The 25,255-nt window shown below is 34.6% G+C and carries 19 protein-coding genes and 1 riboswitch; of the genes, 17 read left to right on the top strand and 2 right to left on the bottom strand.

All coding sequences use genetic code 11. From position 1 onward, the window contains the following. Positions 1-69: 69 nt before the first annotated feature. The gene (locus ACYUJ6_RS01760) at positions 70-1,860 is read right to left on the bottom strand and encodes a carbon starvation CstA family protein (RefSeq protein ID WP_461844177.1); all 1,791 of its coding nucleotides are present in this window, start codon (positions 1,858-1,860) and stop codon (positions 70-72) included. Positions 1,861-2,159: 299 nt separating this feature from the next. Between ACYUJ6_RS01760 and ACYUJ6_RS01765 the strand changes: the two genes are divergently transcribed. Beyond that, positions 2,160-3,869, top strand: a complete 1,710-nt coding sequence (locus tag ACYUJ6_RS01765; protein WP_461844178.1) for a LytS/YhcK type 5TM receptor domain-containing protein — start codon at positions 2,160-2,162, stop codon at positions 3,867-3,869. Next, positions 3,862-4,635, top strand: a complete 774-nt coding sequence (locus ACYUJ6_RS01770) for a LytR/AlgR family response regulator transcription factor (protein WP_461844179.1) — start codon at positions 3,862-3,864, stop codon at positions 4,633-4,635. Before ACYUJ6_RS01765 ends, ACYUJ6_RS01770 begins: the two co-directional genes overlap by 8 nt. 122 nt (positions 4,636-4,757) lie before the next feature. Here ACYUJ6_RS01770 and abc-f read toward each other — a convergent pair whose 3' ends face one another. Next, positions 4,758-6,671: a ribosomal protection-like ABC-F family protein gene (gene abc-f, locus ACYUJ6_RS01775; protein ID WP_461844180.1), complete on the bottom strand. Its 1,914-nt coding sequence runs from the start codon at positions 6,669-6,671 to the stop codon at positions 4,758-4,760. Between the two features lie 269 nt (positions 6,672-6,940). On the opposite strand from abc-f, the gene ACYUJ6_RS01780 reads away from it, so the two are divergent. The 15 genes from ACYUJ6_RS01780 (at position 6,941) to guaA (ending at position 25,213) form a co-directional block, all read left to right on the top strand. Continuing rightward, positions 6,941-7,573, top strand: a complete 633-nt coding sequence (locus ACYUJ6_RS01780; protein ID WP_461844181.1) for a redox-sensing transcriptional repressor Rex — start codon at positions 6,941-6,943, stop codon at positions 7,571-7,573. Positions 7,574-7,791: 218 nt separating this feature from the next. After that, positions 7,792-8,571 carry a short-chain-enoyl-CoA hydratase gene (locus ACYUJ6_RS01785; protein ID WP_461844182.1) on the top strand — a complete coding sequence of 260 codons (780 nt, stop codon included), beginning with the start codon at positions 7,792-7,794 and terminating at the stop codon, positions 8,569-8,571. 84 nt (positions 8,572-8,655) lie between these two features. Next, positions 8,656-9,795 (top strand): acyl-CoA dehydrogenase, encoded by a 1,140-nt coding sequence (locus ACYUJ6_RS01790; protein ID WP_461844183.1) that lies wholly within the window; start codon positions 8,656-8,658, stop codon positions 9,793-9,795. A 14-nt stretch (positions 9,796-9,809) separates the two neighbouring features. Continuing rightward, a complete protein-coding gene (locus ACYUJ6_RS01795) occupies positions 9,810-10,589 on the top strand; it encodes an electron transfer flavoprotein subunit beta (RefSeq protein WP_461844184.1) in 780 nt (259 codons plus the stop codon). A gap of 16 nt (positions 10,590-10,605) precedes the next feature. Then, complete coding sequence (locus ACYUJ6_RS01800) at positions 10,606-11,607, top strand: electron transfer flavoprotein subunit alpha/FixB family protein (RefSeq protein WP_461844185.1); 1,002 nt, start codon at positions 10,606-10,608, stop codon at positions 11,605-11,607. Between the two features lie 53 nt (positions 11,608-11,660). Then, on the top strand, positions 11,661-12,509 hold the full coding sequence (locus tag ACYUJ6_RS01805) for a 3-hydroxybutyryl-CoA dehydrogenase (protein ID WP_461844186.1): 849 nt from the start codon (positions 11,661-11,663) through the stop codon (positions 12,507-12,509). Positions 12,510-12,959: 450 nt separating this feature from the next. Then, positions 12,960-15,230, top strand: a complete 2,271-nt coding sequence (locus ACYUJ6_RS01810) for a bifunctional dihydroorotate dehydrogenase B NAD binding subunit/NADPH-dependent glutamate synthase (RefSeq protein WP_461844187.1) — start codon at positions 12,960-12,962, stop codon at positions 15,228-15,230. 74 nt (positions 15,231-15,304) lie between these two features. Next, the gene (locus ACYUJ6_RS01815; protein WP_461844188.1) at positions 15,305-16,213 is read left to right on the top strand and encodes a DNA-3-methyladenine glycosylase family protein; all 909 of its coding nucleotides are present in this window, start codon (positions 15,305-15,307) and stop codon (positions 16,211-16,213) included. A gap of 116 nt (positions 16,214-16,329) precedes the next feature. After that, positions 16,330-16,491 carry a DUF1540 domain-containing protein gene (locus ACYUJ6_RS01820; RefSeq protein WP_461844189.1) on the top strand — a complete coding sequence of 54 codons (162 nt, stop codon included), beginning with the start codon at positions 16,330-16,332 and terminating at the stop codon, positions 16,489-16,491. A 369-nt stretch (positions 16,492-16,860) separates the two neighbouring features. Further along, positions 16,861-18,351, top strand: coding sequence for a 4Fe-4S dicluster domain-containing protein (locus ACYUJ6_RS01825; RefSeq protein WP_461844190.1), 1,491 nt, complete (start codon positions 16,861-16,863; stop codon positions 18,349-18,351). 198 nt (positions 18,352-18,549) lie between these two features. After that, a complete protein-coding gene (locus tag ACYUJ6_RS01830; protein ID WP_461844191.1) occupies positions 18,550-19,272 on the top strand; it encodes a TVP38/TMEM64 family protein in 723 nt (240 codons plus the stop codon). A 339-nt stretch (positions 19,273-19,611) separates the two neighbouring features. Beyond that, positions 19,612-19,896 (top strand): co-chaperone GroES, encoded by a 285-nt coding sequence (groES, locus tag ACYUJ6_RS01835; protein WP_461844192.1) that lies wholly within the window; start codon positions 19,612-19,614, stop codon positions 19,894-19,896. Between the two features lie 63 nt (positions 19,897-19,959). Then, positions 19,960-21,594, top strand: a complete 1,635-nt coding sequence (gene groL / locus ACYUJ6_RS01840; protein ID WP_461844193.1) for a chaperonin GroEL — start codon at positions 19,960-19,962, stop codon at positions 21,592-21,594. A 299-nt stretch (positions 21,595-21,893) separates the two neighbouring features. Then, positions 21,894-21,991, top strand: a riboswitch (purine riboswitch). 108 nt (positions 21,992-22,099) lie between these two features. Beyond that, positions 22,100-23,557 carry an IMP dehydrogenase gene (guaB, locus tag ACYUJ6_RS01845; RefSeq protein WP_461844194.1) on the top strand — a complete coding sequence of 486 codons (1,458 nt, stop codon included), beginning with the start codon at positions 22,100-22,102 and terminating at the stop codon, positions 23,555-23,557. A gap of 123 nt (positions 23,558-23,680) precedes the next feature. After that, the gene (guaA, locus tag ACYUJ6_RS01850; protein ID WP_461844195.1) at positions 23,681-25,213 is read left to right on the top strand and encodes a glutamine-hydrolyzing GMP synthase; all 1,533 of its coding nucleotides are present in this window, start codon (positions 23,681-23,683) and stop codon (positions 25,211-25,213) included. Positions 25,214-25,255 lie beyond the last annotated feature (42 nt).

Here is a 25,255-nt window from a genome sequence, read left to right on the forward strand (position 1 = left end):
AATCTTAGGTCCTGATTCCGGAATGTTAAAAAAGACTGTCTCAAAATTTATTCTGAGACAGCCTTTTTGTTAGATAACTTTGTTTTCACTGACTTTGTCAAAGTCTCCGGATTTTAAATCTGAAATCCAGTGTCTAATGCTTTCATAAAGTATAACTACTAATATAGCTATTAGTATAAAAGATAATATTGTAAGTAAAGTCTTACCATTTGGTATATAATTTCCAGTTATGTTTTCAACTGATGCTGTTAATGTTGCCACACTTATAAAAGCCATTGGCAATACTGTAAGCGGTATATATTTTTTCTTGCCCATCCGTATAAGCACCGAAGTACCTATGGCAAAGGCTATGGCCGCCAAACTTTGATTGGCTACACCAAATAGTGGCCAAATGGTTGATATATTACCTGTATACAGCAAGTAGCCCCAGGCAAATGACATGATAAAGCTAAATAATATTATGTTGAACCAGGAATCTTTTTTAGCAAAAGGTTTGTATAGTTTACCTACTAAATCCTGAATTAAATATCTGCCTATTCTGGTACCTGAGTCTATAGTGGTTAAAATAAACAATGCTTCAAACATTATGCAGAAGTGATACCAGTAGGACATTAATCCTTTAAAACCAGGAATTTTGTAAAATACATAGGACATACCAACTGCAAGAGATACGGATCCTCCTGTTCTTCCTGCCAGTTGTTCTCCCACCATCTGAGAAAGCATAGGTAATTCTTTTGGAATCATGCCTAATTTTGCGAATACAGCTGGTGCAGAGTTTATTGCAAAGTAATCAGCAGTTGGAAGGCAGGTTGCAGCTATTAAAGCCATCAGCGCTATAAAGGATTCTATAACCATGGAACCGTATCCTATAGGGAGAATATCCTTTTCATTGGAAATAAGCTTAGGTGTAGTACCTGTACCAATTAGTGAATGAAAACCGGATAAGGCACCACAAGCTATAGTTATAAATACAAATGGGAATACTTTACCGGGAACAATAGGTCCTCCGCCTCCTATAAATCTAGTAAGTGCCGGCATCTGAAGGGTTGGCCTAACCAGTATAATGCCTATTACCAGCAATGCTATAACGCCCAGCTTCATGTAAGTGCTCAGATAATCTCTTGGCAGCAGTAAAAGCCATACAGGAAGAACAGCTGCACAGAAACCATATATAGCTAAAATAAGTGACATCTGTTTGGTATTAAAAGTTAAATAGGGAGCCAGAGCAGTATGCTGAATATAAGGGCCTAAGATAACCCCCAGCAGTATAAGTGCCATACCAATAATTGTGGCTTCAGCTATTTTGCCTGGCCTTATAAATTTAAGATAAATACCTATGAAAATTGCTACTGGAATGGTAAAACCAACTGTGAATGTTCCCCAGGGACTATTGTAAAGCGAATTAACAATTGGAAGACCCAAACCTGCCATTGTTATTATTAATATGAATATTACTGAAACCGATGTGATATACCCCATTCTTTCGCCCAGGTTTTTTCTGGCAATCTCTGCAATAGATTGTCCATCCTGCCTGACTGAAGCAAATAGGATTACCATGTCATGGACTCCTCCAGCTAGTACACCACCAATTAATATCCAAAGCGTACCAGGAAGATAACCGAATTGAGCAGCTAAAACTGGTCCGATTAGTGGCCCGGCACCTGCAATTGCAGCAAAGTGATGACCAAGTAATATCCACTTGTTAGTGGGAACGTAATCATGTCCATCTTCAAATTTTTTAGATGGCACTTCTCTGGTTTCATCTAAAACAAGTACTTTGGCTGCAATCCAGGAGCCATAAAACCTATAGCCTAAAACCAGTACAAGAGCACCTATAATTACAAGTACTATTGAATTCATAAAAAGACCTCCTCTAAAATTTAGCAAGTAATGCAGTAATTAATGTTTAATGGTTTACATACTTAATGATAATATGAATTTAATAATTTTTCTATCTAAATACTCTGAAATGATAAAAAACTACAATAAGAAGTCAAAATACAAGTCTCAGTGACATTTTAATTATCCATATGTCTGATTTTGTTATATAATTATATATAGAAATCATAGGATTTACTTAATACTAAAATTTTTATGGAAATTATAGATGTTTTTCGATAGAATGATATATGTAGTATAGTTTTTAGGGGTGATAAATTTTGATATATATTCAATTGCTTGAGAGCATGGCACTTATAGCTTTATCCGCATATATATACAATCAATCTCATGTTTTAAAAAATTTAATTAAGGATGATTTAAAGTTTATAGATAAAATTGCACTTATAGTATTTTTTAGTCTGCTGGGTATTATAGGCAACTATACCGGAGTGAATGTAGAGCCTTATGCAATAAGCAATATTAAACCAATAGGTTCTATGCAGGCAGGGTATATTGGATTGCATGATGCCATAGCCAACACCAGACCTATAGCGGCTATAGTCGGAGGCTATATAGGAGGACCTGTATTTGGAGTAATAGTTGGAATCATAGCTGGAACTCACAGGTATTTTTTAGGGGGATTTACAGCACTTGCATGTGGTATTGCTACTTTGATAGAGGGGCTGATTGGAGGACTTATAAAAAGATACTCGAAAGATGAAAGTTTTAATTTAAAAAGGGCATTTCTTGGAGCAGTAATTGCAGAATGCTGTCAGATGATTATAATTTTAATTATTTCGAGACCATTTAGTTCAGCTCTTAAGTTAGTGGAAATTATAGCAGTGCCTATGATTTTAATAAACTCTCTGGGTACGGTGATTTTTATAAATATAATAAAAAGTGCCAAGGAGGAATATAATAGAATTGGAGCCATAGAAGCACAAAGAGCACTGAATATTGCAAAGAAAACTGTAAATTACATGAGAAGAGGACTTGATGAAGAAACAGCAAAAAATGTTTCTGAAATAATATATGAGATGACTAATGCAGATGGAATAGTTATAGGGGATAAAAATGGATTCCTGGCTTACTCTGGAATTAGCATACATAAAGATGAACTAAAACAAAGAATAGAAAAATACAGCAAAGAGCCCGGCTATAAAATTATTGAGATGGGAAATAAGGGTAACCCCATGTTTTTTGTATGTGCTCCTTTTAAAATACAGAACTCGGGTTTTGAAGGAGTGCTGGGATTAGGGGTGAAATCAAAAAAAAATATCAATCCTTATTTTGTACAGTTTGGCAAGGAACTCAGTGATCTCTTATCCAATCAAATAGAATTATATAAGTTAAATAAATTGGCAAAAGAGGCATCCACAGCGGAATTCAGGGCTTTAAGAGCTCAGATAGAACCTCACTTTTTATTTAATGCGCTGAATACCATATCCTCCTTCTGCAGGACGAATCCTTTAAAAGCCAGGGAACTTATTATAGACTTGTCTAATTATTTCAGGCAAACTTTAAAAAGACAGGAGGATTTTGTGTATTTGAAAGATGAGATAGAATTTATCCAATCCTATCTTTCTATTGAGACGGCCAGATTTGGCAACAGACTGCATTTAATTATTGACATACCGGATGAAATGATGGATAAGAAAGTGCCGGTATTTGTACTTCAGCCAATTGTAGAAAATGCTATAAAGCATGGTATATTGCCCAAACCAGAAGGAGGGAAAGTATATCTTAAAGCATTTTTCGAAAATAATCAAATACATTTTTCCATAACTGATACAGGAGTGGGTATGAATGAAGAGAAATTAAATGAAGTTCTGACTGAATGGCCGGGAATAGGATTGAAAAATGTAAACGAGAGATTGAAATTATTATATGGAGAGGATCATGGGCTGGATATAAAAACTTCTGTAAATAATGGTACCAAAGTTAGTTTTTTAATATCAATGAGGGAGGTTTCGTCAATAAATGGATAAATTAAAATGTATTATCGTGGAAGATGAGAGACCTGCTGCTGAAGAGCTGAATTATATAATATCACAATATGAAAATATATCTGTGGAGGGAATTGCATATGATGGTGAAAGCGGTATGAAACTTGTAAAAGCAAAGAAACCTGATGCTGTGTTTCTAGACATAAATATGCCAGTGGAAAATGGAATTGAGGTGGCAAAAGATATTAGAAAGTTTGACAGGGATATTAATATAATATTTGTCACTGCATATGAGGAACATGCGGTAGAGGCATTTGAATTATATGCTTTGGATTATTTACTTAAGCCCTTTGATGAGAATAGAATAGAGATTACCATAAACAGGCTTATACGTAAATGCAGGGAGAAAAGTGAAGGAAATGAAAAGATACCTAAGGATATTCTAATTGAAATAATAGATAAAATGGATAAAGAAAAAAAACTGGTTAAAAAGATACCTTGTGAAAGGCAGGGAAAGATAATACTGGTAAATGTAAAGGATATCTATTACTGCTATATAAAAGATGATAAAACTTATGTAAAGGTTAAAGATAATAGTTATTTGGTAGGGTATACTCTAGGTCAAATAGAAGAACGAACAGACTTTTTTAGATCCCACAGGAGCTTTTTAGTCAATATAGACAACATTAAAGAATTGTACTCTTGGTTTAATGGAACTTATAAATTAGTTATGGATGACAAGGAAAAATCCGAAATACCAATAAGCCGAAATAATGTAAGAAAGTTAAAGGAACTGCTTAAGATATGATTTGAATATTTATTTTAATTTAATGTATTTTGTATGGGTGATCTATTATAGTATTGGCCTATATAGGAAAAACAAATGACATTTTTCCTATATAGGCTTTATACTTTAAACCTTAAGACAATTTACAGCATCTTTTCCCACATGCTGTATAGAGTGTCTATTTTATTTTGTGTATCTAAAACTTTTTTATTTATTTCACTGCTTTTTTTAGAATCAGAATAAACTTCCTCTAGACATAAACTTTCCTGTAACCTTAACAAAGAATCTTCTAACTTTGATATTTCTTCTTCAATGTGTTTTGTTTTAGCTTTTTCTTCATTCTTGACTTTTTCCAAGTCTCTCTTCTTTTTTTTCTCATGCTGTATCTGAGTTTTAGTTTTTCCGGCATTTTTTTCTTGCATTTCAAACCTTAATGGATTAGTCTTTTTTTCAACATAATAGGAGTAATTACCCAGGTATTCTTTCATGCCATTTTTGCTTAATTCATATATCTTATTTACAGATTTGTTTAAAAAATATCTGTCATGAGAAATTACAAGTAAAGTACCGTTATAGTTTGACAGGGCTTTTTCTAAAGCTTCCCGGGAAGTTATATCCAAATGGTTTGTAGGTTCATCTAAAAGTAAAAAGTTGGATTTGGATAATATTAGTTTTAATAAATTTATTCTGCATTTTTCACCACCGCTTAAAGATGAAATTTTTTTAAACACTTCATCTCCAGTGAAAAGAAAACTGGCCAATGAATTTCGTATTTCTGTAGCAGTTAATTTAGGAAATTTATCCCACACTTCATCTATAATGGTTTTTTCAGGATTCAGGTCAGACTGTTCCTGATCATAATAGCCTATTGACACATTTTTACCTAATGTACAAATACCATAGTCTTCTTTTAGTTTTCCCATAATTATTTTAAAAAGTGTGGTTTTGCCGCAGCCATTTTCACCAATAATTGCTGTCCTTTCACCCTTTTTTATTTCTAAATTTAAGTTTTCAAACAATAATTCATTATTGAAGCTTTTGCACAGATCTTCTATATGGAGTACATCATTCCCACTATTTAACTGGGCCTCAAATATTACATTCTTGATTTCCTTATCTTTGTCAGGAGGAGCTATTCTTTCTATTTTGTTCAACATCTTTTCTCTGCTTTCCGCTGCTTTTATACTTTTTTCCCTGTTAAAAGATCTGTATTTTTGAATAATTTCTTCCTGCTTTTTTATTTCCATCTGTTGTATGTTATATGCTTTTAATTGAATTTCATAATTCTTCTTTTTAAGTTCTAAAAATTTGGTATAATTGCCGCTATAGTGATTTACATGACCATTTATGAGTTCAATGGTGGAATGGGTTATGGCATCTAAAAAATATCTGTCATGGGATATTATTATAACAGTACCCTTATAGCCCTTCAAGTAGTCTTCCAGCCATTCTATGGCATCCAAGTCCAAATGATTGGTGGGCTCATCTAATAAAAGTATATCAGGCCTTGTTAAGAGCAGTTTGCAAAGGGCCACACGTGTCTTTTTGCCTCCGCTTATTACATTTATAGGCCTGTTGTATTCATCTTCAGAAAAACCCAGTCCTTTTAAAACCTTGTTTATTTCTGCTTTGTAAGTATATCCCCCTCTATTTGTATAAAGCTCTGAAAGAGTGGTATAATCATCAATTAATTTATTGTGATAATTTTCATTATGAAGATCATAAGGTTCATTCATCAAGGATTCCAGTTTGCTTAGCCTCTTTTCCAAATTAACCAGATCCTGAAATACAGTATACATTTCATCATAGATTGTATTTGAAGAATTTAAAGAGAGATGTTGGGTTAAATACCCCAATGTCTTAGATTTATCTATATACAAATCTCCATTATCATAATTTGATTTATTTGTTAAAATATCAAACAAGGTAGATTTGCCAGCTCCATTGGGACCTATCAATCCTACTCTTTCCCCCTCGTTTATATTGAAGGTTATATCTTCAAGTATAATTTTTATTCCATAGCTTTTATGGATATTTTTGCAACTTAAAACTATCATAAGTAAAACACCTTCCTTAATCATTAACATTTTACTATGTATGGTGACTTTTTTGTAGTATTATTTATATTATGACAAAATTATAATTATATTTTGTTAAAAATATATAAGCATATAAGAAGACAGTAAATAAAATAATAAAAAAGAAACTATTGACATATGTTATAATTAAATAATAGTATAAATGATAGAACTAGATCATATAAGATTAGTTGCTATAAATAAACATAGTAGTTGATACACTAAATTTTATAAATATGAGGTGCTTTATGGATAGAAAAAAGAATATATCAATGGCTGTTATAAAAAGATTACCGAAATACCATAGGTATTTAAGCGATTTGATGAGAAATGACGTAGATAGGATATCTTCAAAAGAATTAAGTGAAAAAATTGGATTTACAGCCTCCCAGATTAGGCAGGATTTAAATTGTTTTGGAGATTTCGGACAGCAGGGGTATGGATATAATGTAAGTGAATTGTATAGTCAGATATGCAACATACTTGGGCTTACAAAATTATATAGGACGGTAATAATAGGAGCAGGAAATATAGGTCAGGCCATAGCTAATTATACCAGATTTGAAAAATTAGGCTTTGAGTTAAAAGCTATATTTGATATAAATCCTAAACTCATAGGTATTAGGATTAGAGATATTGAAATAAATGATATAGATTATTTAGCTGACTATTTAAAAGAAAATGTTATAGATATAGCATCAATATGCGTACCAAGTAATAATGCTCAAAGAGTCTGCGACATTTTAGTGGAAAGCGGAGTAAGGGGCATTTGGAATTTTGCTCCGGTGGATCTTATTGTACCAGGGGATGTGAAAGTGGAAAACGTTCATTTAAGTGACAGTTTATTGACATTGAGCTGCCTTTTAAATGATGTAGAGTAAAAATGAATTAAAATAGAAAGCTTTAATTTTAGATAATTAAATTAGGCAGTTAAGTTTATTTATATTGAAATGTATAATTTTAAGGTATATAATAATAGACAAAGTAATTCCTTTACTTTACCTATTGTTATGTATATACTTGTGATATTATTAACAATAGTTTGTTAATAAACTGTTTAATTCTAATATAAATATATTTAAAATCTGGGGGGATTAATATGGAATATGGGAATATTATTCTTGAAAAACAGGGGAAATTGGCTTTAATCACAATAAATAGACCTAAGGCACTTAATGCTTTAAATTCGCAGACATTAAAAGAAATAGATAATGCCATAGATGACGTTGGGACGGATGACAGTGTATTAGCTGTAATACTTACGGGAGCAGGGAAATCCTTTGTGGCTGGAGCAGATATAACAGAGATGAAGGATCTTAATTCTGTTGAAGGAAGAAAATTTGGTATACTGGGCAATAAAGTTTTCAGAAAGCTGGAGAATTTGGAAAAACCAGTTATAGCAGCGGTAAATGGTTTTGCACTGGGCGGTGGATGTGAATTATCATTAGCTTGTGATATAAGAATAGCTTCATCCAAAGCTAAATTTGGACAACCAGAAGCAGGCCTTGGAATTACTCCGGGTTTTGGTGGAACTCAAAGACTTGCAAGAACAGTGGGGATTGGCATGGCTAAAGAACTCATATATACTGCAAAGATGATAAAAGCTGAAGAAGCTCTTAGAATAGGATTAATAAATAAAGTAATTGAACCGGAAAAATTACTGGAAGAAGCTAGGAATTTGGCAAACAGCATAGCTGATAATGCACCTGTAGCTGTTAGAATGTGTAAAGCTGCCATAAATAAAGGTATGCAATGTGATATGGATACAGCAATAGCCTATGAATCAGAAGTATTTGGAGAATGTTTTGCTACAGAAGATCAAAAAGAGGGAATGACAGCATTTGTAGAAAAGAGGGAAAAGTGTTTTAAAAATAAATAACTCGGCTGTATTATAGGGATCTTATTTTAAATGTTTACAAAAGCTATATTTTATAGCTTCAAAACTATTTAGGGGGTAAAATAAATGGATTTTGAATTAACAAGGGAACAAGAATTTGTAAAACAAATGGTAAAAGAATTTACCGAAAAAGAAGTTAGTCCAATAGCCGCTGAAATAGATGAAACCGAAAGATTTCCTCAAGAAACAGTGGATAAGATGGCTAAGTATGGCATGATGGGAATACCTTTTCCAGTTGAATACGGCGGGGCTGGCGGAGATACCTTGTCTTATATATTAGCAGTGGAGGAACTTTCCAAGGCCTGTGCCACTACTGGAGTTATATTATCAGCACATACTTCACTTTGTGCTTCATTAATCCAACAGTTTGGTACGGAGGATCAGAAAAGGAAGTATTTGATTCCATTGGCAAAGGGAGAAAAACTAGGCGCTTTTGGATTGACAGAACCTAATGCAGGTACTGATGCTTCAGGTCAGCAAAGTCAGGCTATACTTCAGGGAGATCACTATGTTTTAAATGGACAGAAGATATTTATAACAAACGGGGGAGTTGCGGATATATTTGTAGTATTTGCCATGACAGACAGAAGCAAGGGTACAAGAGGGATATCAGCATTTATTCTGGAAAAGGGAATGCCAGGTTTCTCCATAGGTAAAATTGAGAATAAAATGGGAATAAGAGCTTCTTCTACTGCAGAATTGGTATTTGAAGATTGTATAGTTCCAAAGGAAAATTTAGTGGGAAAAGAAGGAAAGGGTTTCGGAATAGCAATGAAGACTCTTGACGGCGGAAGAATTGGTATAGCCGCACAAGCACTTGGTATTGCAGAAGGTGCTTTAAATGAGGCCGTTGAATATATGAAAGAAAGAAAACAGTTTGGAAGGCAGCTGTTTAAATTTCAGGGTTTAGGCTGGGCAGTAGCGGATTTGGATACTAAAATAGAAGCTACAAAATATTTGGTGTATAAAGCAGCTTTAAATAAAGATAAAGGAGCTCCATATACAGTTGATGCTGCAAGGGCTAAATTAATTGCGGCAAATGTAGCCATGGAAGTAACAACTAAGGTAGTGCAGTTATTTGGCGGATATGGATATACTAAGGATTATCCCGTAGAAAGAATGATGAGAGATGCTAAGATAACTGAAATATATGAAGGAACTTCAGAAGTTCAAAAGATGGTTATTTCAGGAAATATATTTAAATAGGGGGGACACTTATAATGAATATAGTTGTTTGTTTAAAACAGGTACCAGATACCAATGAAGTTAAAATAGATCCTAAAACTGGAACATTAATAAGAGAGGGTGTTCCGTCAATAATAAATCCGGATGATAAAAATGCTCTTGAAGAGGCACTGGTTATAAAGGAAAAGGAAGGCGGAAAAGTTACAGTAATAAGTATGGGACCTCCACAGGCAGAAGCAGCACTGAGAGAAGCCTTGGCTATGGGAGCTGATGAAGCAATACTCATATCGGATAGAGCTTTTGCAGGTGCAGATACTTGTGCTACTTCCTATGCATTGTCAGGTGCACTTAAGAAATTGGACTATGATATAATTTTTGCAGGCAGGCAGGCAATAGACGGAGATACAGCTCAAGTAGGGCCTGAAATAGCAGAATTCCTTCAAATACCACAAGTTACTTATGTAGAAAAAGTTGATGTTGAAGGCGACAAGTTAAAAATCAAAAAGGCATGGGAGGATGGATATGAAACAGTAACGGTAAAAACTCCGGTACTTCTCACAGCCATAAAGGAATTAAATGAGCCCCGATATATGCATATGAAAAATATATTTAAAATTTTCAAAGAGGATGTAAAAGTATGGCATGCGGATGATATAGAGGTAGATAAATCCCTTCTTGGGCTTTCAGGTTCTCCAACGAGAGTCAGAAGATCAGCTACAAAGGAAGCAAAAGGACAAGGAGAAATAGTTAATAAGCCATATAAGGAAGCTGTAACGTATGCACTTTCGAAATTAAAGGAAAAACATTTAATTTAATTAGGGGGGATTTGTAATGAACATAACAGAGTATAAAGGTGTATGGGTATTTGCAGAACAAAGGGACGGAAACCTGCAAAAAGTTGCACTGGAGTTGCTTGGGAAAGGCAGGGAATTAGCAGATAAGTTGGGAGTGGAATTGACAGCTGTACTACTGGGCAGTCATATAGATAATATAGCTAAGGAATTAATTGCTTACGGTGCTGATAAAGTAGTGTATGCTGACAGTCCGCTTTTAAAACACTATACCACAGATGCCTATGCCAAGGTAATTTGTGATGTAATAAATGATAAAAAACCTGAAGCATTTCTTATAGGAGCAACATTTATAGGAAGAGATTTGGGACCAAGAGTGGCAGCAAGGCTTAAAACAGGACTTACAGCTGATTGTACAGGGCTTGATATCGATGCAGAGTCAAAAAATCTACTTATGACAAGGCCGGCATTTGGAGGAAATTTAATGGCTACTATAGAGTGTGCTGAACACAGGCCTCAAATGTCTACTGTAAGACCAGGAGTTTTTGAGAAGCTTAAAAAAGATGAAAACAGAACTGCCAATATAAATAAATTCACAGCTGATTTAAGATCTTCAGATATTAGACTGAAGGTAGATGAAGTGATAAAAATTGCTAAGGATGTAATGGATATAGGAGAAGCAGATGTAATAGTATCCGGAGGAAGGGGACTTGGAAGTAAAGAAGGTTTTAAAGTTCTAAAAGAGCTTGCAGATTTGTTGGGCGGAACAATAGCAGGTTCCCGTGCAACAATAGACAGTGGCTGGATTGACAAGGCATATCAGGTAGGACAAACAGGTAAAACCGTAAGACCTAAATTATATATAGCCTGTGGAATATCTGGAGCTATACAGCATTTGGCAGGAATGCAGGACAGTGATTTTATTGTGGCCATAAATAAAGATGATGGTGCACCTATGATGAAGGTGGCAGATCTGGCTTTAGTTGGAGATTATAGAAAGATCATACCTGAGATGGTGTCTCAAATTAAAGCTATAAAATAATATATTTTACAGTTGAGAATATTGAATTATTAAATCTTAGGGGAGGAATATAAATGAAAAAGGTATGTGTTCTTGGTGCTGGGACAATGGGTTCGGGAATAGCTCAAGCTTTTGCATCAAAAGGTATAGAGGTTATAGTGAGGGATATAAAAGATGAATTTGTTGAAAGAGGACTTTCAGGAATAAAAAAAGGATTTCAAAAGAGAATAGCTAAAGGTAAAATTACAGAAGCAGAAGCAGATGCTGTAATTGCCAGAATTAAAGGAACAGTTGACCTTAAATTGGCAGCTGATTGCGATCTGGTAGTAGAAGCAGCAGTTGAGAATATGAAAATAAAGAAGCAGATTTTTGCTGAATTGGATCAAATATGTAAACCAGATACTATTTTGTCTTCTAATACTTCCTCATTATCTATAACTGAGATAGCATCTGCCACAAATAGACCTGATAAAGTTATAGGCATGCACTTCTTTAATCCGGCACCTGTTATGAAGTTAATTGAAATAACAAAAGGAATGGCTACATCACAGGAGACTTTTGACAAAATCAAAGAAGTCTCTGTCAGTATAGGAAAAGATCCGGTAGAAATAGCAGAAGCTCCAGGATTTGTTGTAAATAGAATATTGATACCGCTGGTAAATGAAGGAGTCTGCATACTTGCTGAAGGGATAGCTTCTGCAGAAGATATAGATAAAGCCATGAGGCTTGGAGCAAATCATCCTATGGGACCTTTGGAATTAGGAGATCTTATAGGATTGGATGTATGCCTTGCCATTATGGATGTACTGTTTAAAGAAACAGGAGATCCTAAATATAGAGCTCATTCATTACTTAGAAAATATGTAAGAGCCGGATGGCTTGGAAGAAAAACCGGAAAAGGATTTTATGACTATAAGAAATAATTTATCTCAAGCTTGTTATTAGAGTCACTTGATAGTTCAAGCTAGAATCTTTAAAAGATCATTAAATTATTTCATAAGTGATTATGAAATTGATTTGATGGTCTTTTTAATTTATTTTGCTTTTTCAATTAAGATAATAGAAATATTTACAATATTCAGGTTATTAATTATGTACTTTTTGAAATAATATGATATAATTATAAAGAATTATTATAGGTCTAATATAAATAAGAGAGGGGTTAGTAACGTCAAAAAACGGAGATATGCAGGCATGTTTACTGATATGCAGGTATGTCGACATGTAGGGTAAACTGTATCCGAATTTACGCCCTTGGAGTGGATGACCAGACGAAAGTAGCTTTTATTGGCTAAATCGACACTATGAAAGGGGAATAGACATTTATTCTGTAGGAACCTATAGAATTTGAATGTTTTAAGTGGCGGAATGATATGTATAAAATAGTACAGAAAAGGGAATTAGCACCCAACATATTTTTAATGGACATAGAAGCACCAAGAGTTGCAAAATCCTGTCTGCCGGGACAATTTATTATAGTAAAAATAGATGAAAAAGGTGAAAGAATACCTTTGACTATCTGTGATTATGATTCAGAAAAAGGTACGGTTACAATAGTATTCCAGACAATGGGAGATTCAACAAAAAGAATGGCTGAGTACAATGTGGGACAATATTTTGAAGACTTTGTTGGACCACTGGGACAGCATTCTGAGTTTGTCAACGAAGATATTGAGCAGCTTAAGAAAAAGAATATAATATTTGTAGCAGGAGGCGTTGGTACTGCACCGGTGTACCCACAGGTAAAGTGGCTTCACAAGCATGGAATAAATGCAGATGTCATAGTGGGATGCAAATCAAAAAATTACCTGCTTTTTGAAGAAGAGCTAAAACCAATTTGTGATAATCTCTATATAGCTACTGATGATGGAAGTTATGGTTACAAAGGCTTTGTTACAGATCTTTTAAAGGAGCTTATTGATAAAAAAACTAAAGATTATGATTATGTAATTGCTATAGGACCTATGATAATGATGAAGTTCATAACCCAGCTCACTAAAAAATATGGAATTAAAACCATAGTAAGCTTGAATCCAATAATGGTAGATGGTACTGGAATGTGCGGGGCCTGCAGGGTTACCATAGGCGGAGAAGTAAAATTTGCCTGTGTGGACGGGCCAGAGTTTGATGGACACCTTATAGATTTTGATGAAGCTATGAGAAGACAGGCTATGTACAAGACTGAAGAGGGAAAGAAAATATTAAAGAAAGAAGAAGGAGATACTTTCGACAGAAAAGGCTGTGAATGTCATGCAGAGAAAATAGACAGGAAGAAAAGAGTTCCTATAAGGGAGCAGGATCCTAAAGTAAGGGCTGCCAATTTTGAAGAAGTATGTCTTGGATATACTGAAGAGGAAGCTGTAAAGGAAGCATCTAGGTGCCTTAACTGTAAAAAACCATTGTGCATAACTCAATGTCCTGTTTCTATAAGCATACCTAAGTTTATTGAACAGGTTAAGAATAAGAATTTTGAGGAAGCTGCTAAAATAATAGCTGAGTCCAGTGCACTTCCGGCAGTCTGTGGAAGAGTATGTCCCCAGGAAACTCAATGTGAGGGAAAATGTGTGCTTGGAATAAAGGGAGATGCTATTGCCATAGGAAAATTGGAAAGGTTTGTAGCAGACTGGTCTAGAAAAAACAATGTGGATTTATCCAATACCTTGCCGAAAAATGGGAAAAAAGTGGCTGTAATAGGCAGCGGGCCATCAGGACTTACTTGTGCAGGAGATTTGGCTAAGCTTGGATATGATGTTACCATATTTGAAGCATTACATAAGGCAGGTGGAGTTTTGGTATATGGTATTCCGGAATTCAGACTTCCTAAAGATACAGTAGTAGGACATGAAGTGGAAAATGTAAAAAAATTAGGGGTTAAAATAGAAACAGATGTAATAGTAGGGAGAACCATTACTATAGATGAACTTGTGGAAAAGGAAGGTTTTCAGGCAGTATTTATAGGTTCAGGAGCAGGACTGCCAAGATTTATGGGCATACCCGGGGAAAACCTCAATGGAGTGTTCTCTGCCAATGAGTTTTTGACAAGAAGCAATCTTATGAAGGCATTTAAAAAGGATTATGATACACCTATAAAGGTTGGCAAGAAGGTTGCTGTAGTAGGCGGAGGAAATGTTGCAATGGATTCTGCAAGAACAGCACTTAGACTGGGAGCAGAAGTATATATAATATACAGAAGATCCGAATCGGAAATTCCAGCAAGGGCAGAAGAAGTTCATCATGCTAAGGAAGAGGGAATAAATTTTCATCTTTTAACTAATCCGGTAGAAATATTAGGAGACGAAAAAGGCTGGGTTAAGGGAATACGATGTGCAAAGATGAAATTAGGTGAACCGGATGCATCCGGAAGGAGAAGACCTGTTAAAATAGAAGGTTCGGAATTTGACTTGGATGTGGATACAGTGATCATGGCCCTTGGAACTTCACCAAATCCACTTATAGCTTCTACTACAAAGGGGCTTGAAATGAACAAGCGCAAATGTTTGGTGGCACAAGAGGATACTGGACTTACTACAAGAGAAGGAATATATGCTGGAGGAGATGCAGTAACTGGAGCTGCAACTGTAATACTTGCCATGGGAGCAGGTAAAAAGGCAGCAAAGGCTATAGATGACTATTTGAAAAAATAATTAAAAAACTGTACTGGAATTTCCTAGTACAGTTTTTTTAGATATTTTGTGGAATAACATAAAGGAGCAGATATATGGATTTTAATTATATAGAGGATTTTAAAGATGGAGTTGTAATAAAGGATGTAAAAAATTTTGAATTACCTCATATATTTGATTGCGGGCAGTGTTTCAGATGGAAGAGAGAAGAAAATGAAAATTACATAGGGGTAGCTTTGGGAAAAGTCATTGAAGTGGAAAAAAGAAATAATGATGTATTATTGTATAATACATCTCAGAAGGATTTTAAAGAAATATGGGCGGATTATTTTGATCTGTATAGGGATTATGATGAAATAAAGAATATACTTGGTGAAGATCCAATCTTAAAAAAAGCTGTAGGGTTTGGAAGAGGAATTAGACTTTTAAAGCAGGATCCTCTTGAGCTTATTATTTCCTTTATAATATCTGCAAATAATAGAATACCAATGATAAAAAAGGATATAAAAAATATAAGTGAAAAATGGGGAGAACCTATAGAATATAAGGCAAAAACATATTATAGTTTTCCCAAACTGGAGAGCTTAAAAGAAGCAAGTCTAGAGGAACTTGCATCCTGTGGAACTGGTTTTAGAAATAAATATATTGTAGATACTGTACAGAAAATTTGTTGTAATGGTACTGCAGGTGAACAAAATTATGATGAATCATATGATATTGATTGGATTGGAAGGCAGGAGGCTGAAGTGTGCCATAAGGAATTGCAGAAGTTTATGGGTATAGGACCTAAAGTTGCAGATTGCATTATGCTTTTTTCCATGCAAAAGTATTCTGCATTTCCTGTAGATGTCTGGGTGAAGAGAGCCATGAATCACTTCTATTTAGCACCAGATGTGTCTTTGAAAAAGATAAGGGATTTTGGAATAGATAAATTTGGTCAGCTATCGGGATTTGCCCAGCAGTATTTGTTCTATTACGCAAGGGAAAATAATATAAAAATATAGTATTTGTTTATGCTTTTTTCATTATATATTAATAATTTACTGGTATATCAATCATTGTTTTGGTAATACTAAGTTTTGTAAATTTTATAAATTATAAATGAAAGGAGACTTATATTATGAATTCACCTAGAATGGAAGTCAAATGTGGTGTTGACTGCTGTAATTACTGGGAAAATAATTGCTGCAATGCTGATGAACTGGAGGTTAATCCCATGAGGGGCAAGAAACCTAATACCAGTGATGATACCTGTTGTACAACATTTAAACCATCTAAATAAAGTAATTCTTAGGTTCGAGTGGAATTTGCTCACAAGAAATGTTTAATCCATTGGAACCTTTTGAAAATTTACTTTGAGGCAGTTTTTTTATAAGGGAAGGGCAGTCCTGGGTTGAACATTGGATTGCTCTTCTTTTGCTGTACCCGGAAAAATACCTTTTAACTTATTTAGGCTTTATTTGCACCTGTACCATTTTTTACAGTTATACTGATACCAATTAAATTTAAAACTAGAACATTGTATACTCTTGCTAATTAAGAAACTAGAAAAATAAGCGCTAATTTTGTAAAACTGTTACATTTAAAACTACAATCTGTTATAATTTAAATAATGGAAAGCACATTATTAAATGTTATGGAGGATACTAGAATGGTAAATTTTGAAACCCCGTTAAAAAGATTAAAATATTTAGTGCTAAAGGAAGTTGCTTCTTTGGCTAGGGAAAATAAATTAAATAAAGAAGAATTGGAAAAGGTGCCATATAAAATAATTCAGGATGATGATAAAGCGGAATATAGATGTTGTGTATATAAAGAAAGAGCAGTTGTATATGAAAGAGCTCTGTTGGCTTCGGGATTTGTTCCTACTAGTAATATTACATTGGATTTAAAACATATTTCAGACAGGGATCATATAATGTATGTTCTTTCAGCTGCCTGTGACAGGTGCCCAATATATAAATACAGTGTAACAGAAGCCTGTAGGGGATGTATACAGCATAAATGTATGGAAGTGTGCCCGGCAAAGGCAATATCAAGAATTAACGGCAGATCACATATAGATCATGATATCTGCAAAGAATGCGGCATGTGTAAAAAGGTATGCCCTTATAATGCCATAGCAGAAGTAATGAGGCCTTGCAAAAGGTCCTGCCCAACGGGGGCACTGGAGATAAATTCAGATAGTAAGAAGGCAATGATAGACAAGAAGAATTGTATCAATTGCGGTGCCTGTATGGCAGCATGTCCATTTGGAGCTATATCAGATAGAAGTTATATTTCAGAAGTTATAAATGCTCTATATGAAAAAAAAGAAGTATATGCTGTAGTAGCTCCTGCTATAACAGGTCAATTTGGAGCTAAGGTTACAGTAGGACAAGCTAAGAGCGCATTGAGAAAACTTGGATTTAAGGATATGGTGGAAGCTGCCTGCGGGGCAGATGCAGTAACTGTAAATGAAGCAAATGAATTTGTGGAGAGAATGAAATCAGGAGATAAATACATGACAAATTCATGCTGTACAGGATTTATGAGTTATATTGAAAACAAATTTCCGGGGGAAGTGTCAAGCATATCCAGCACTGTTTCACCTATGATTGCCGCAGCTAGAATGATTAAAAAGGAAAATAAAAATGCAGTAGTAGTTTTTATAGGACCTTGTACTGCTAAGAAAAGTGAAATAAACAGGGAATCTGTAAAAGGTGCAGTGGATTATGTTCTGACATTTGAAGAAATATCGGCACTTATGGGGGTATTTGGTGCAGAACCTGAAGATTATGAGGATACATCTGTAGATGATGCATCTCTTTATGGAAGAGGATTCGCCCAGGAAGGGGGGCTTACAGCTGCCATAGAAAACTATATAAGTGACAAAAAATGTGACATTTCATTTAAACCTGTGAGGGTAAGCGGAAAAGATGAGATAAAAAAGGCTATGACCATGGCTAAATCAAAAAGGCTTCAGGGCAACTTTATAGAGGGAATGATGTGCCAGGGCGGATGTATTGGTGGATCGGCCGCAATGACGCAAATCATGAAGGCAAAACCACAGCTGGTGAAGTTTAGTAAACAGTCCAATAAGAAATCTGTACTTTCCAACGAAAATTTAAAAAGATTCAGAGAAATTAATTTAAATAGATAACTTAAAAGGGGCTGTGGCACAAGCTAATTGTGCGGCAGCTCTTTTTTATCTTTAAAATTTAATTGAAATTTAACTTAATAATGCAGGTGGTTTGTGTTAGAATTGCTATAAATCATATTTTAGTCCAGAGAAGTATATGATAAAATTAACTGGATATAATTAATATTAAAATACAAGTATGTTATCAGGTGATATAAGTTGAAAACTTATAGTGAAAAATTTAAAAAAAAAATAGCAGAATATAAATCCTATCTAGTATTAGGTGTGATACTGATTATATTGCTTGTTGCAGCTTATGAATATTATCATAAATATATTTATATATTCAGGGATCCTAATAAAATAAAAAATATAGTAATGTCCTATGGCAGATATGGCATATCGGTGTTTTTACTTATTCAAGTTTTACAGGTGGTAGCCTTTTTTATACCCGGGGAAATTATTCAAATTGCAGGAGGATATATATATGGTACTTTATTTGGAAGTATATTGTCCATTATAGGCATAACAGCGGGAAGTATACTCGGCTGTAGTGTGTCCAGAATTTATGGGAAACCTCTTGTAAATAAAATAATATCTAAAAGGCATTTAAGATTTTTTGATAAGATATTGCAGCTGGGAAGTGTGAATTCCATAGTATTTTTACTGTATTTAATTCCAGGTATACCTAAAGATATTCTAGCTTACATATGCGGCATATCCAGTATTAGTCTTAGAAATTTTGTATTATGTTCAACTCTTGGAAGATTGCCCGGAATAATCATTTCCACTTATTTTGGCTCAAATATATATTCGGGAAATAAAATAGTATTGATAATTATAGCTGTAATGATGACTTTATTATTTGTAATAGGTATATTGAAGGGAGAAAAAATAATAGCTAAAATGGTAAAAAAATTTCAATCAGATAGTAATAAGTAAATTTAAAACATTGCTTATTGCTTTTTGTTTAAATAAGTTTTAATTACTATGTATATGTAGGGCTAGTAGGAAAATAATAATATTGGTTTCTTTATGAAATATCTGCATATCAGTATATTTATGAAATTAATAGAAATAGGCTGAAATAGCTATTTAATTAAAGCATATTAGATGTTTTTTATGAAAAATAGTATAATATATGTCAAATTTAAATTTGATAATATAAATGGTATTCATTATTATAATAATTGTATTAGCACTCATAATTAATGAGTGCTAACAAGGAAAGCTAAAAAATAAATTAAAATAAATTTAAAGTATTTTGAAGGAGGGGTTTAGATGAAAATTAGACCACTTGGAGACAGGGTTGTAATTAAAAAAATTGAAGCAGAGGAAACTACAAAAAGTGGTATCGTTTTGCCAGGTACTGCTAAAGAAAAGCCACAGGAAGCAGAAGTTATAGCAGTAGGACCTGGTGGAATAGTTGATGGAAAGGAAGTCAAGATAGGAGTTAAAGTAGGAGAAAGAGTATTATTCTCCAAATATGCTGGAAATGAAGTGAAAATAGATGGTACAGAATATACCATCTTAAGGCAAGATGATATATTAGGTATAATTGAGTAGAAAAGTTGATTTTTAAAAATAAAAGGTATTTATTATGATAAGTAGTTGTAAGGAGGTTTTTTTATGGCAAAGAGTATTTTATTCAGTGAAGATGCAAGAGCAAAGATGCAAGAGGGCGTAAATAAATTAGCAAATACAGTAAAAATCACCCTGGGACCTAAGGGAAGAAATGTAATACTTGATAAAAAGTTCGGGTCACCACTTATTACAAATGATGGTGTTACCATAGCAAAAGAAATAGAATTGGAAGATCCTTATGAAAACATGGGAGCTCAGCTTGTAAAGGAAGTTGCTACAAAGACAAATGATGTAGCAGGAGATGGAACTACTACTGCAACTTTACTTGCTCAGGCTATAATAAGAGAAGGATTAAAAAATGTTACAGCCGGAGCTAATCCAATGCTTATAAGACAAGGTATAAAAATAGCTGTAGATAAGGCTGTAGAGGAAATAAAGAAGATTTCAAGAACTGTAAATGGAAAAGGAGATATAGCAAGAATTGCAGCTATATCAGCTTCTGATGAGGAAATTGGTAAATTAATAGCTGATGCTATGGAAAAAGTAGGCAATGAGGGTGTTATAACCGTTGAAGAATCTAAAACTATGGGAACTGAATTAGAAGTAGTTGAGGGTATGCAATTTGACAGAGGTTATTTAAGTGCGTATATGGTTACAGATACAGAAAAGATGGAAGCTGCACTAGAAGATCCGTATATTTTAATAACAGATAAAAAGCTATCAAATATTCAAGATATACTTCCATTACTTGAGAAGATAGTTCAACAAGGGAAAAAGTTACTTATAATAGCTGAAGATGTAGAGGGCGAAGCACTTACAACTTTAGTTGTAAATAAATTGAGAGGAACATTTACCTGCGTAGCAGTAAAAGCACCTGGTTTTGGAGACAGAAGAAAAGAAATGCTTCAAGATATAGCAGTACTTACTGGTGGTCAGGTGATTTCTGAAGAACTTGGAAGAGACTTGAAGGAAGTAACATTAGAGGATTTGGGAAGAGCTGAATCAGTAAAGATAGATAAAGAAAATACTACCATAGTAAATGGAAGAGGAGATAAAAAGGCTATTAAGGATAGAGTATCTCAAATCAAGGTACAGATAGAGGAGACTACTTCTGACTTTGATAAGGAAAAACTGCAGGAAAGACTTGCTAAACTTGCAGGCGGAGTAGCCGTAATAAAAGTTGGAGCAGCAACTGAAACTGAATTAAAAGAGAAAAAAATGAGAATAGAAGATGCTTTAGCAGCTACTAAGGCAGGAGTTGAAGAAGGTATGGGACCTGGCGGCGGAACTGCTTATATCAATGCAATTCCGGAAGTGGAAAAATTAACTTCTGATATACCAGATGTAAAAGTTGGTATAGATATAGTAAGAAAGGCATTGGAGGAACCAGTTAGACAAATAGCAGCTAATGCCGGTGCTGAAGGTTCTGTAATAATTGAAAAAGTTAGAAATAGTAAAGTTGGTATTGGCTACAACGTATTAAAGGATGAATATGTAGATATGGTTGAAAGCGGAATAGTAGATCCAACTAAAGTTACAAGATCAGCACTTCAAAATGCAGCATCTGTGGCAGCTACATTCTTGACTACAGAAGCAGCAGTAGCAGATATTCCAGAGAAGAATACTCCTTCTCCAGCACCTGGTGCACCTGGAATGGGCGGAATGGACGGAATGTACTAATTCTCAATTAAATATATATCAAGTAATTCTTAGATTCAAAAGGAATGCTTTTCGTATCTGAATCTTAGAAGAATTTATCTAAGGGCGTAGCAGTGTTCATCATACCCATGTTTTCAAGAGAACGGGGTACACTGGCAATGGTAGCCTTTGGGTAAAATGGCCTCATGTCATTAGATATGGGGTCATTTTATATAATAAATTTTGTGCTGCTTTTTGAAATAACATAAATTCACATTGACAAAAGCAAAAAAATTGAATAAAATAGTGTAAATAGTTAATAAGATAGATAGAAATATATCGAAAATAGAATTTTTCCAACTCATATATTTCCTGAATATGGCAGGGAGTATCTACCGGAAGCCGTAAATTTCCGACTATGAGTGGAATTATTATGGCACAACCATATTAATTTCATCATAAATGAATTTAGTATGGATTTTTTATTAAATTAAATAGTATTTTAAGAATTACTATTAATATATTATAATTTTAGGAGTGATTTTAATTGGCAAAGATTTTAAAAGCAGCTTATACTTTTGATGATGTACTCTTAGTACCAAACAAATCTGAAGTTCTACCCAGAGAAGTTTCACTAGCAACTAATCTAACTAAAAAAATCAAATTAAATATACCTCTTATGAGTTCCAGTATGGATACTGTCACTGATTCAAAAATGGCTATTGCTATGGCAAGAGAAGGGGGCATTGGAATAATACATAAAAATATGTCTATAGAACAGCAGTCTATAGAAGTAGACAAGGTGAAAAGACAGGAAAATGGAGTAATTACAGATCCCTTTTACCTTTCACCGGATAATACCATAAATGATGCACTTACACTTATGAGTAAATACAGAATATCCGGTATTCCAATCACTGTAGACGGAAAGTTAGTAGGTATAATCACAAATAGGGATATAGTTTTTGAAACTAATTATGATAATAAGATCTCTCAGGCGATGACCAGCAAGAATCTTATAACAGCACCTGAAAATACTACTATTGAAGAAGCCAAGGAAATATTGAAAACTCATAAAATAGAAAAACTGCCTTTGGTTGATGAAAATAATAATTTAAGGGGACTTATAACTATAAAAGATATAGAAAAGGTGAAGAAATTTCCACGAAGTGCTAAAGACAGTAAAGGAAGGCTTTTATGTGGCGCTGCTGTAGGTGTTACTAGAGATATGATGGATAGAGTGGATTCACTGGTTAAAGTAGGAGTTGATGTCATAACTGTAGATACAGCACATGGTCATTCAAAAGGAGTTTTAAAAGCCGTGGAGACTATAAAACAAAACTACCCTGAATTGCAAATTATTGCAGGAAATGTTGCAACGGCAGAAGCTACCAGAGATTTAATCAAAGCTGGAGCGGATTCAGTAAAAGTAGGTATCGGACCGGGATCCATATGTACAACCAGGGTAATATCAGGGGTGGGCGTACCACAGCTTACGGCAGTAATGGATTGTGTAGAAGAGGCTGATAAATTTGGTATCCCAGTTATTGCAGATGGTGGAATAAAGTATTCAGGAGATATAGTAAAAGCATTGGCGGCCGGAGCAAAGGTAGCTATGATGGGTTCTATGTTTGCAGGTTGTGATGAGGCTCCAGGTGAAACTGAAATATATAAAGGGAGAAGCTATAAGGTCTATAGGGGAATGGGTTCTTTAAGTGCTATGGCTTGTGGAAGCAAGGATAGATATTTTCAGGAGGGAAATAAAAAATTAGTGCCTGAAGGAGTAGAGGGAAGGGTACCTTATAAAGGACCTGTGGCGGATACTATATTTCAGCTTTTAGGAGGAGTACGTTCAGGAATGGGATATTTAGGAGCACCTACATTAAAGGATCTGCATGAAAAAGCTACTTTTGTAATCCAATCCTCGGCAGGTCTTAGAGAAAGTCATCCTCACGATATATCCATGACCAGGGAAGCTCCTAACTATAGTGTCAGACAGGAATAATGAAACCAAAGTATTCATTTTGTGTAATTGGTTTATGTACCATATGTGTTTTTGGGTGATATAATTAAATCAGTTAAAATTATGATAATTATTGCAATCATTTAGGTGGTTAGGAGGAAATTTATGAATAGGCAGATGGTCATTGTAATTGATTTTGGCGGACAATATAATCAACTTATAGCAAGAAGAGTCAGGGAAAATAATGTGTATTGTGAGATAGTTCCTTATACCTGTTCCTTAGATAGTATAATAGATAAAAATCCCAAGGGGATAATATTTACGGGTGGCCCTAAAAGTGTATACGGGAAAAACGCACCAAAAATAAGTGAGGATATTTTCAAACTGGGAATCCCAATTTTGGGTATATGCTATGGACATCAATTTATATGTGCTAATTTAGGTGGAGAGGTTAAGAGCGCTGCAGTCAGAGAATATGGAAAGGCAAATGTAATGTTGGATAACAACAGTGTTTTGTTCCGTGGCATAGATAAAGAGCAGAGCTGCTGGATGAGCCATACAGATGTGGTATCCCGTGCGCCAGAGGGTTTTAAAGTTATAGCTGCTACTGATGAATGTCCTGTGGCAGCTGTAGGAAATGATTCCAAAAAGATATATGGAGTTCAATTTCACCCGGAAGTTCAGCATACTCCTTTTGGTAGAAAAATGATTACAAATTTTTTACTTGAGATCTGCAACTTAAAAGGAGATTGGTCCATGTCTTCTTTTGTGGAGGAAAAAGTAGAGCTTATAAGGGAAAAAGTTGGGGATAAAAAAGTGATATGTGCCATGTCCGGAGGTGTGGATTCTTCCGTAGCGGCAGTTCTTGTACATAGAGCTGTGGGGAAAAAACTTACCTGTATTTTTGTGGATCATGGACTTCTTAGAAAAGATGAGGGAAATCAGGTAGAACATGTATTTAAAAAACAGTTTGATATGAATTTTATAAGAGTAAATGCCAGGGACAGATTTTTGGGAAAATTAAAGGGAATATCCGATCCTGAAAAAAAGAGAAAAATAATAGGAGAGGAATTTATAAGGGTATTTGAAGAAGAAGCTAAAAAACTGGGGGAAATAGCTTTCTTAGTTCAGGGAACTATATATCCTGATGTGGTTGAAAGTGGTCTTGGAACTTCCGATACTATAAAAAGTCACCATAATGTAGGGGGACTTCCAGAAAACATGGACTTTAAACTTATAGAACCTCTCAGGGAATTATTTAAAGATGAAGTTAGGGCTGTAGGAGAAAAACTTGGTATACCCCATAAGTTAGTTTGGAGGCAGCCATTTCCAGGACCTGGTCTTGCAATAAGAGTTTTGGGAGATATTACAGAGGAGAAACTTGAAATAACCAGAGAAGCAGATGCAATATTTAGAGAAGAAATAGCGAAGGCAGGATTGGATGAATCCATATGGCAGTACTTTGCATGCCTTCCCAATATACGTTCCGTAGGAGTAATGGGTGATGAGAGGACCTACTGCTACACCGTTGCCCTCAGAGCCGTCATATCCACGGATGCCATGACTTCGGACTGGGCGAGGATACCTTATCCTGTGCTAGATAAAATATCCAGAAGAATAGTAAATGAAGTCAAAGGTGTAAACAGAATTGTGTATGATATAACCAGCAAACCACCTGCTACTATCGAGTGGGAATAATCTAATCAAAGCCGGAAACCAGCATGAATACTGGGTTTCTGG

It is taken from the genome of Clostridium sp. JNZ X4-2, assembly GCF_054889485.1.

Bases quoted from the DNA above. Each gene is read 5' to 3' on its own strand.
- ACYUJ6_RS01805 (WP_461844186.1), top strand. From the start codon at position 11,661: ATGAAAAAGGTATGTGTTCTTGGTGCTGGGACAATGGGTTCGGGAATA.
- ACYUJ6_RS01760 (WP_461844177.1), bottom strand. From the start codon at position 1,860: ATGAATTCAATAGTACTTGTAATTATAGGTGCTCTTGTACTGGTTTTA.
- groL (WP_461844193.1), top strand. From the start codon at position 19,960: ATGGCAAAGAGTATTTTATTCAGTGAAGATGCAAGAGCAAAGATGCAA.
- ACYUJ6_RS01790 (WP_461844183.1), top strand. From the start codon at position 8,656: ATGGATTTTGAATTAACAAGGGAACAAGAATTTGTAAAACAAATGGTA.
- ACYUJ6_RS01815 (WP_461844188.1), top strand. From the start codon at position 15,305: ATGGATTTTAATTATATAGAGGATTTTAAAGATGGAGTTGTAATAAAG.
- guaA (WP_461844195.1), top strand. From the start codon at position 23,681: ATGAATAGGCAGATGGTCATTGTAATTGATTTTGGCGGACAATATAAT.
- ACYUJ6_RS01780 (WP_461844181.1), top strand. From the start codon at position 6,941: ATGGATAGAAAAAAGAATATATCAATGGCTGTTATAAAAAGATTACCG.
- ACYUJ6_RS01770 (WP_461844179.1), top strand. From the start codon at position 3,862: ATGGATAAATTAAAATGTATTATCGTGGAAGATGAGAGACCTGCTGCT.
- ACYUJ6_RS01820 (WP_461844189.1), top strand. From the start codon at position 16,330: ATGAATTCACCTAGAATGGAAGTCAAATGTGGTGTTGACTGCTGTAAT.
- ACYUJ6_RS01825 (WP_461844190.1), top strand. From the start codon at position 16,861: ATGGTAAATTTTGAAACCCCGTTAAAAAGATTAAAATATTTAGTGCTA.
- ACYUJ6_RS01795 (WP_461844184.1), top strand. From the start codon at position 9,810: ATGAATATAGTTGTTTGTTTAAAACAGGTACCAGATACCAATGAAGTT.
- ACYUJ6_RS01810 (WP_461844187.1), top strand. From the start codon at position 12,960: ATGTATAAAATAGTACAGAAAAGGGAATTAGCACCCAACATATTTTTA.
- ACYUJ6_RS01785 (WP_461844182.1), top strand. From the start codon at position 7,792: ATGGAATATGGGAATATTATTCTTGAAAAACAGGGGAAATTGGCTTTA.
- abc-f (WP_461844180.1), bottom strand. From the start codon at position 6,671: ATGATAGTTTTAAGTTGCAAAAATATCCATAAAAGCTATGGAATAAAA.
- ACYUJ6_RS01800 (WP_461844185.1), top strand. From the start codon at position 10,606: ATGAACATAACAGAGTATAAAGGTGTATGGGTATTTGCAGAACAAAGG.
- groES (WP_461844192.1), top strand. From the start codon at position 19,612: ATGAAAATTAGACCACTTGGAGACAGGGTTGTAATTAAAAAAATTGAA.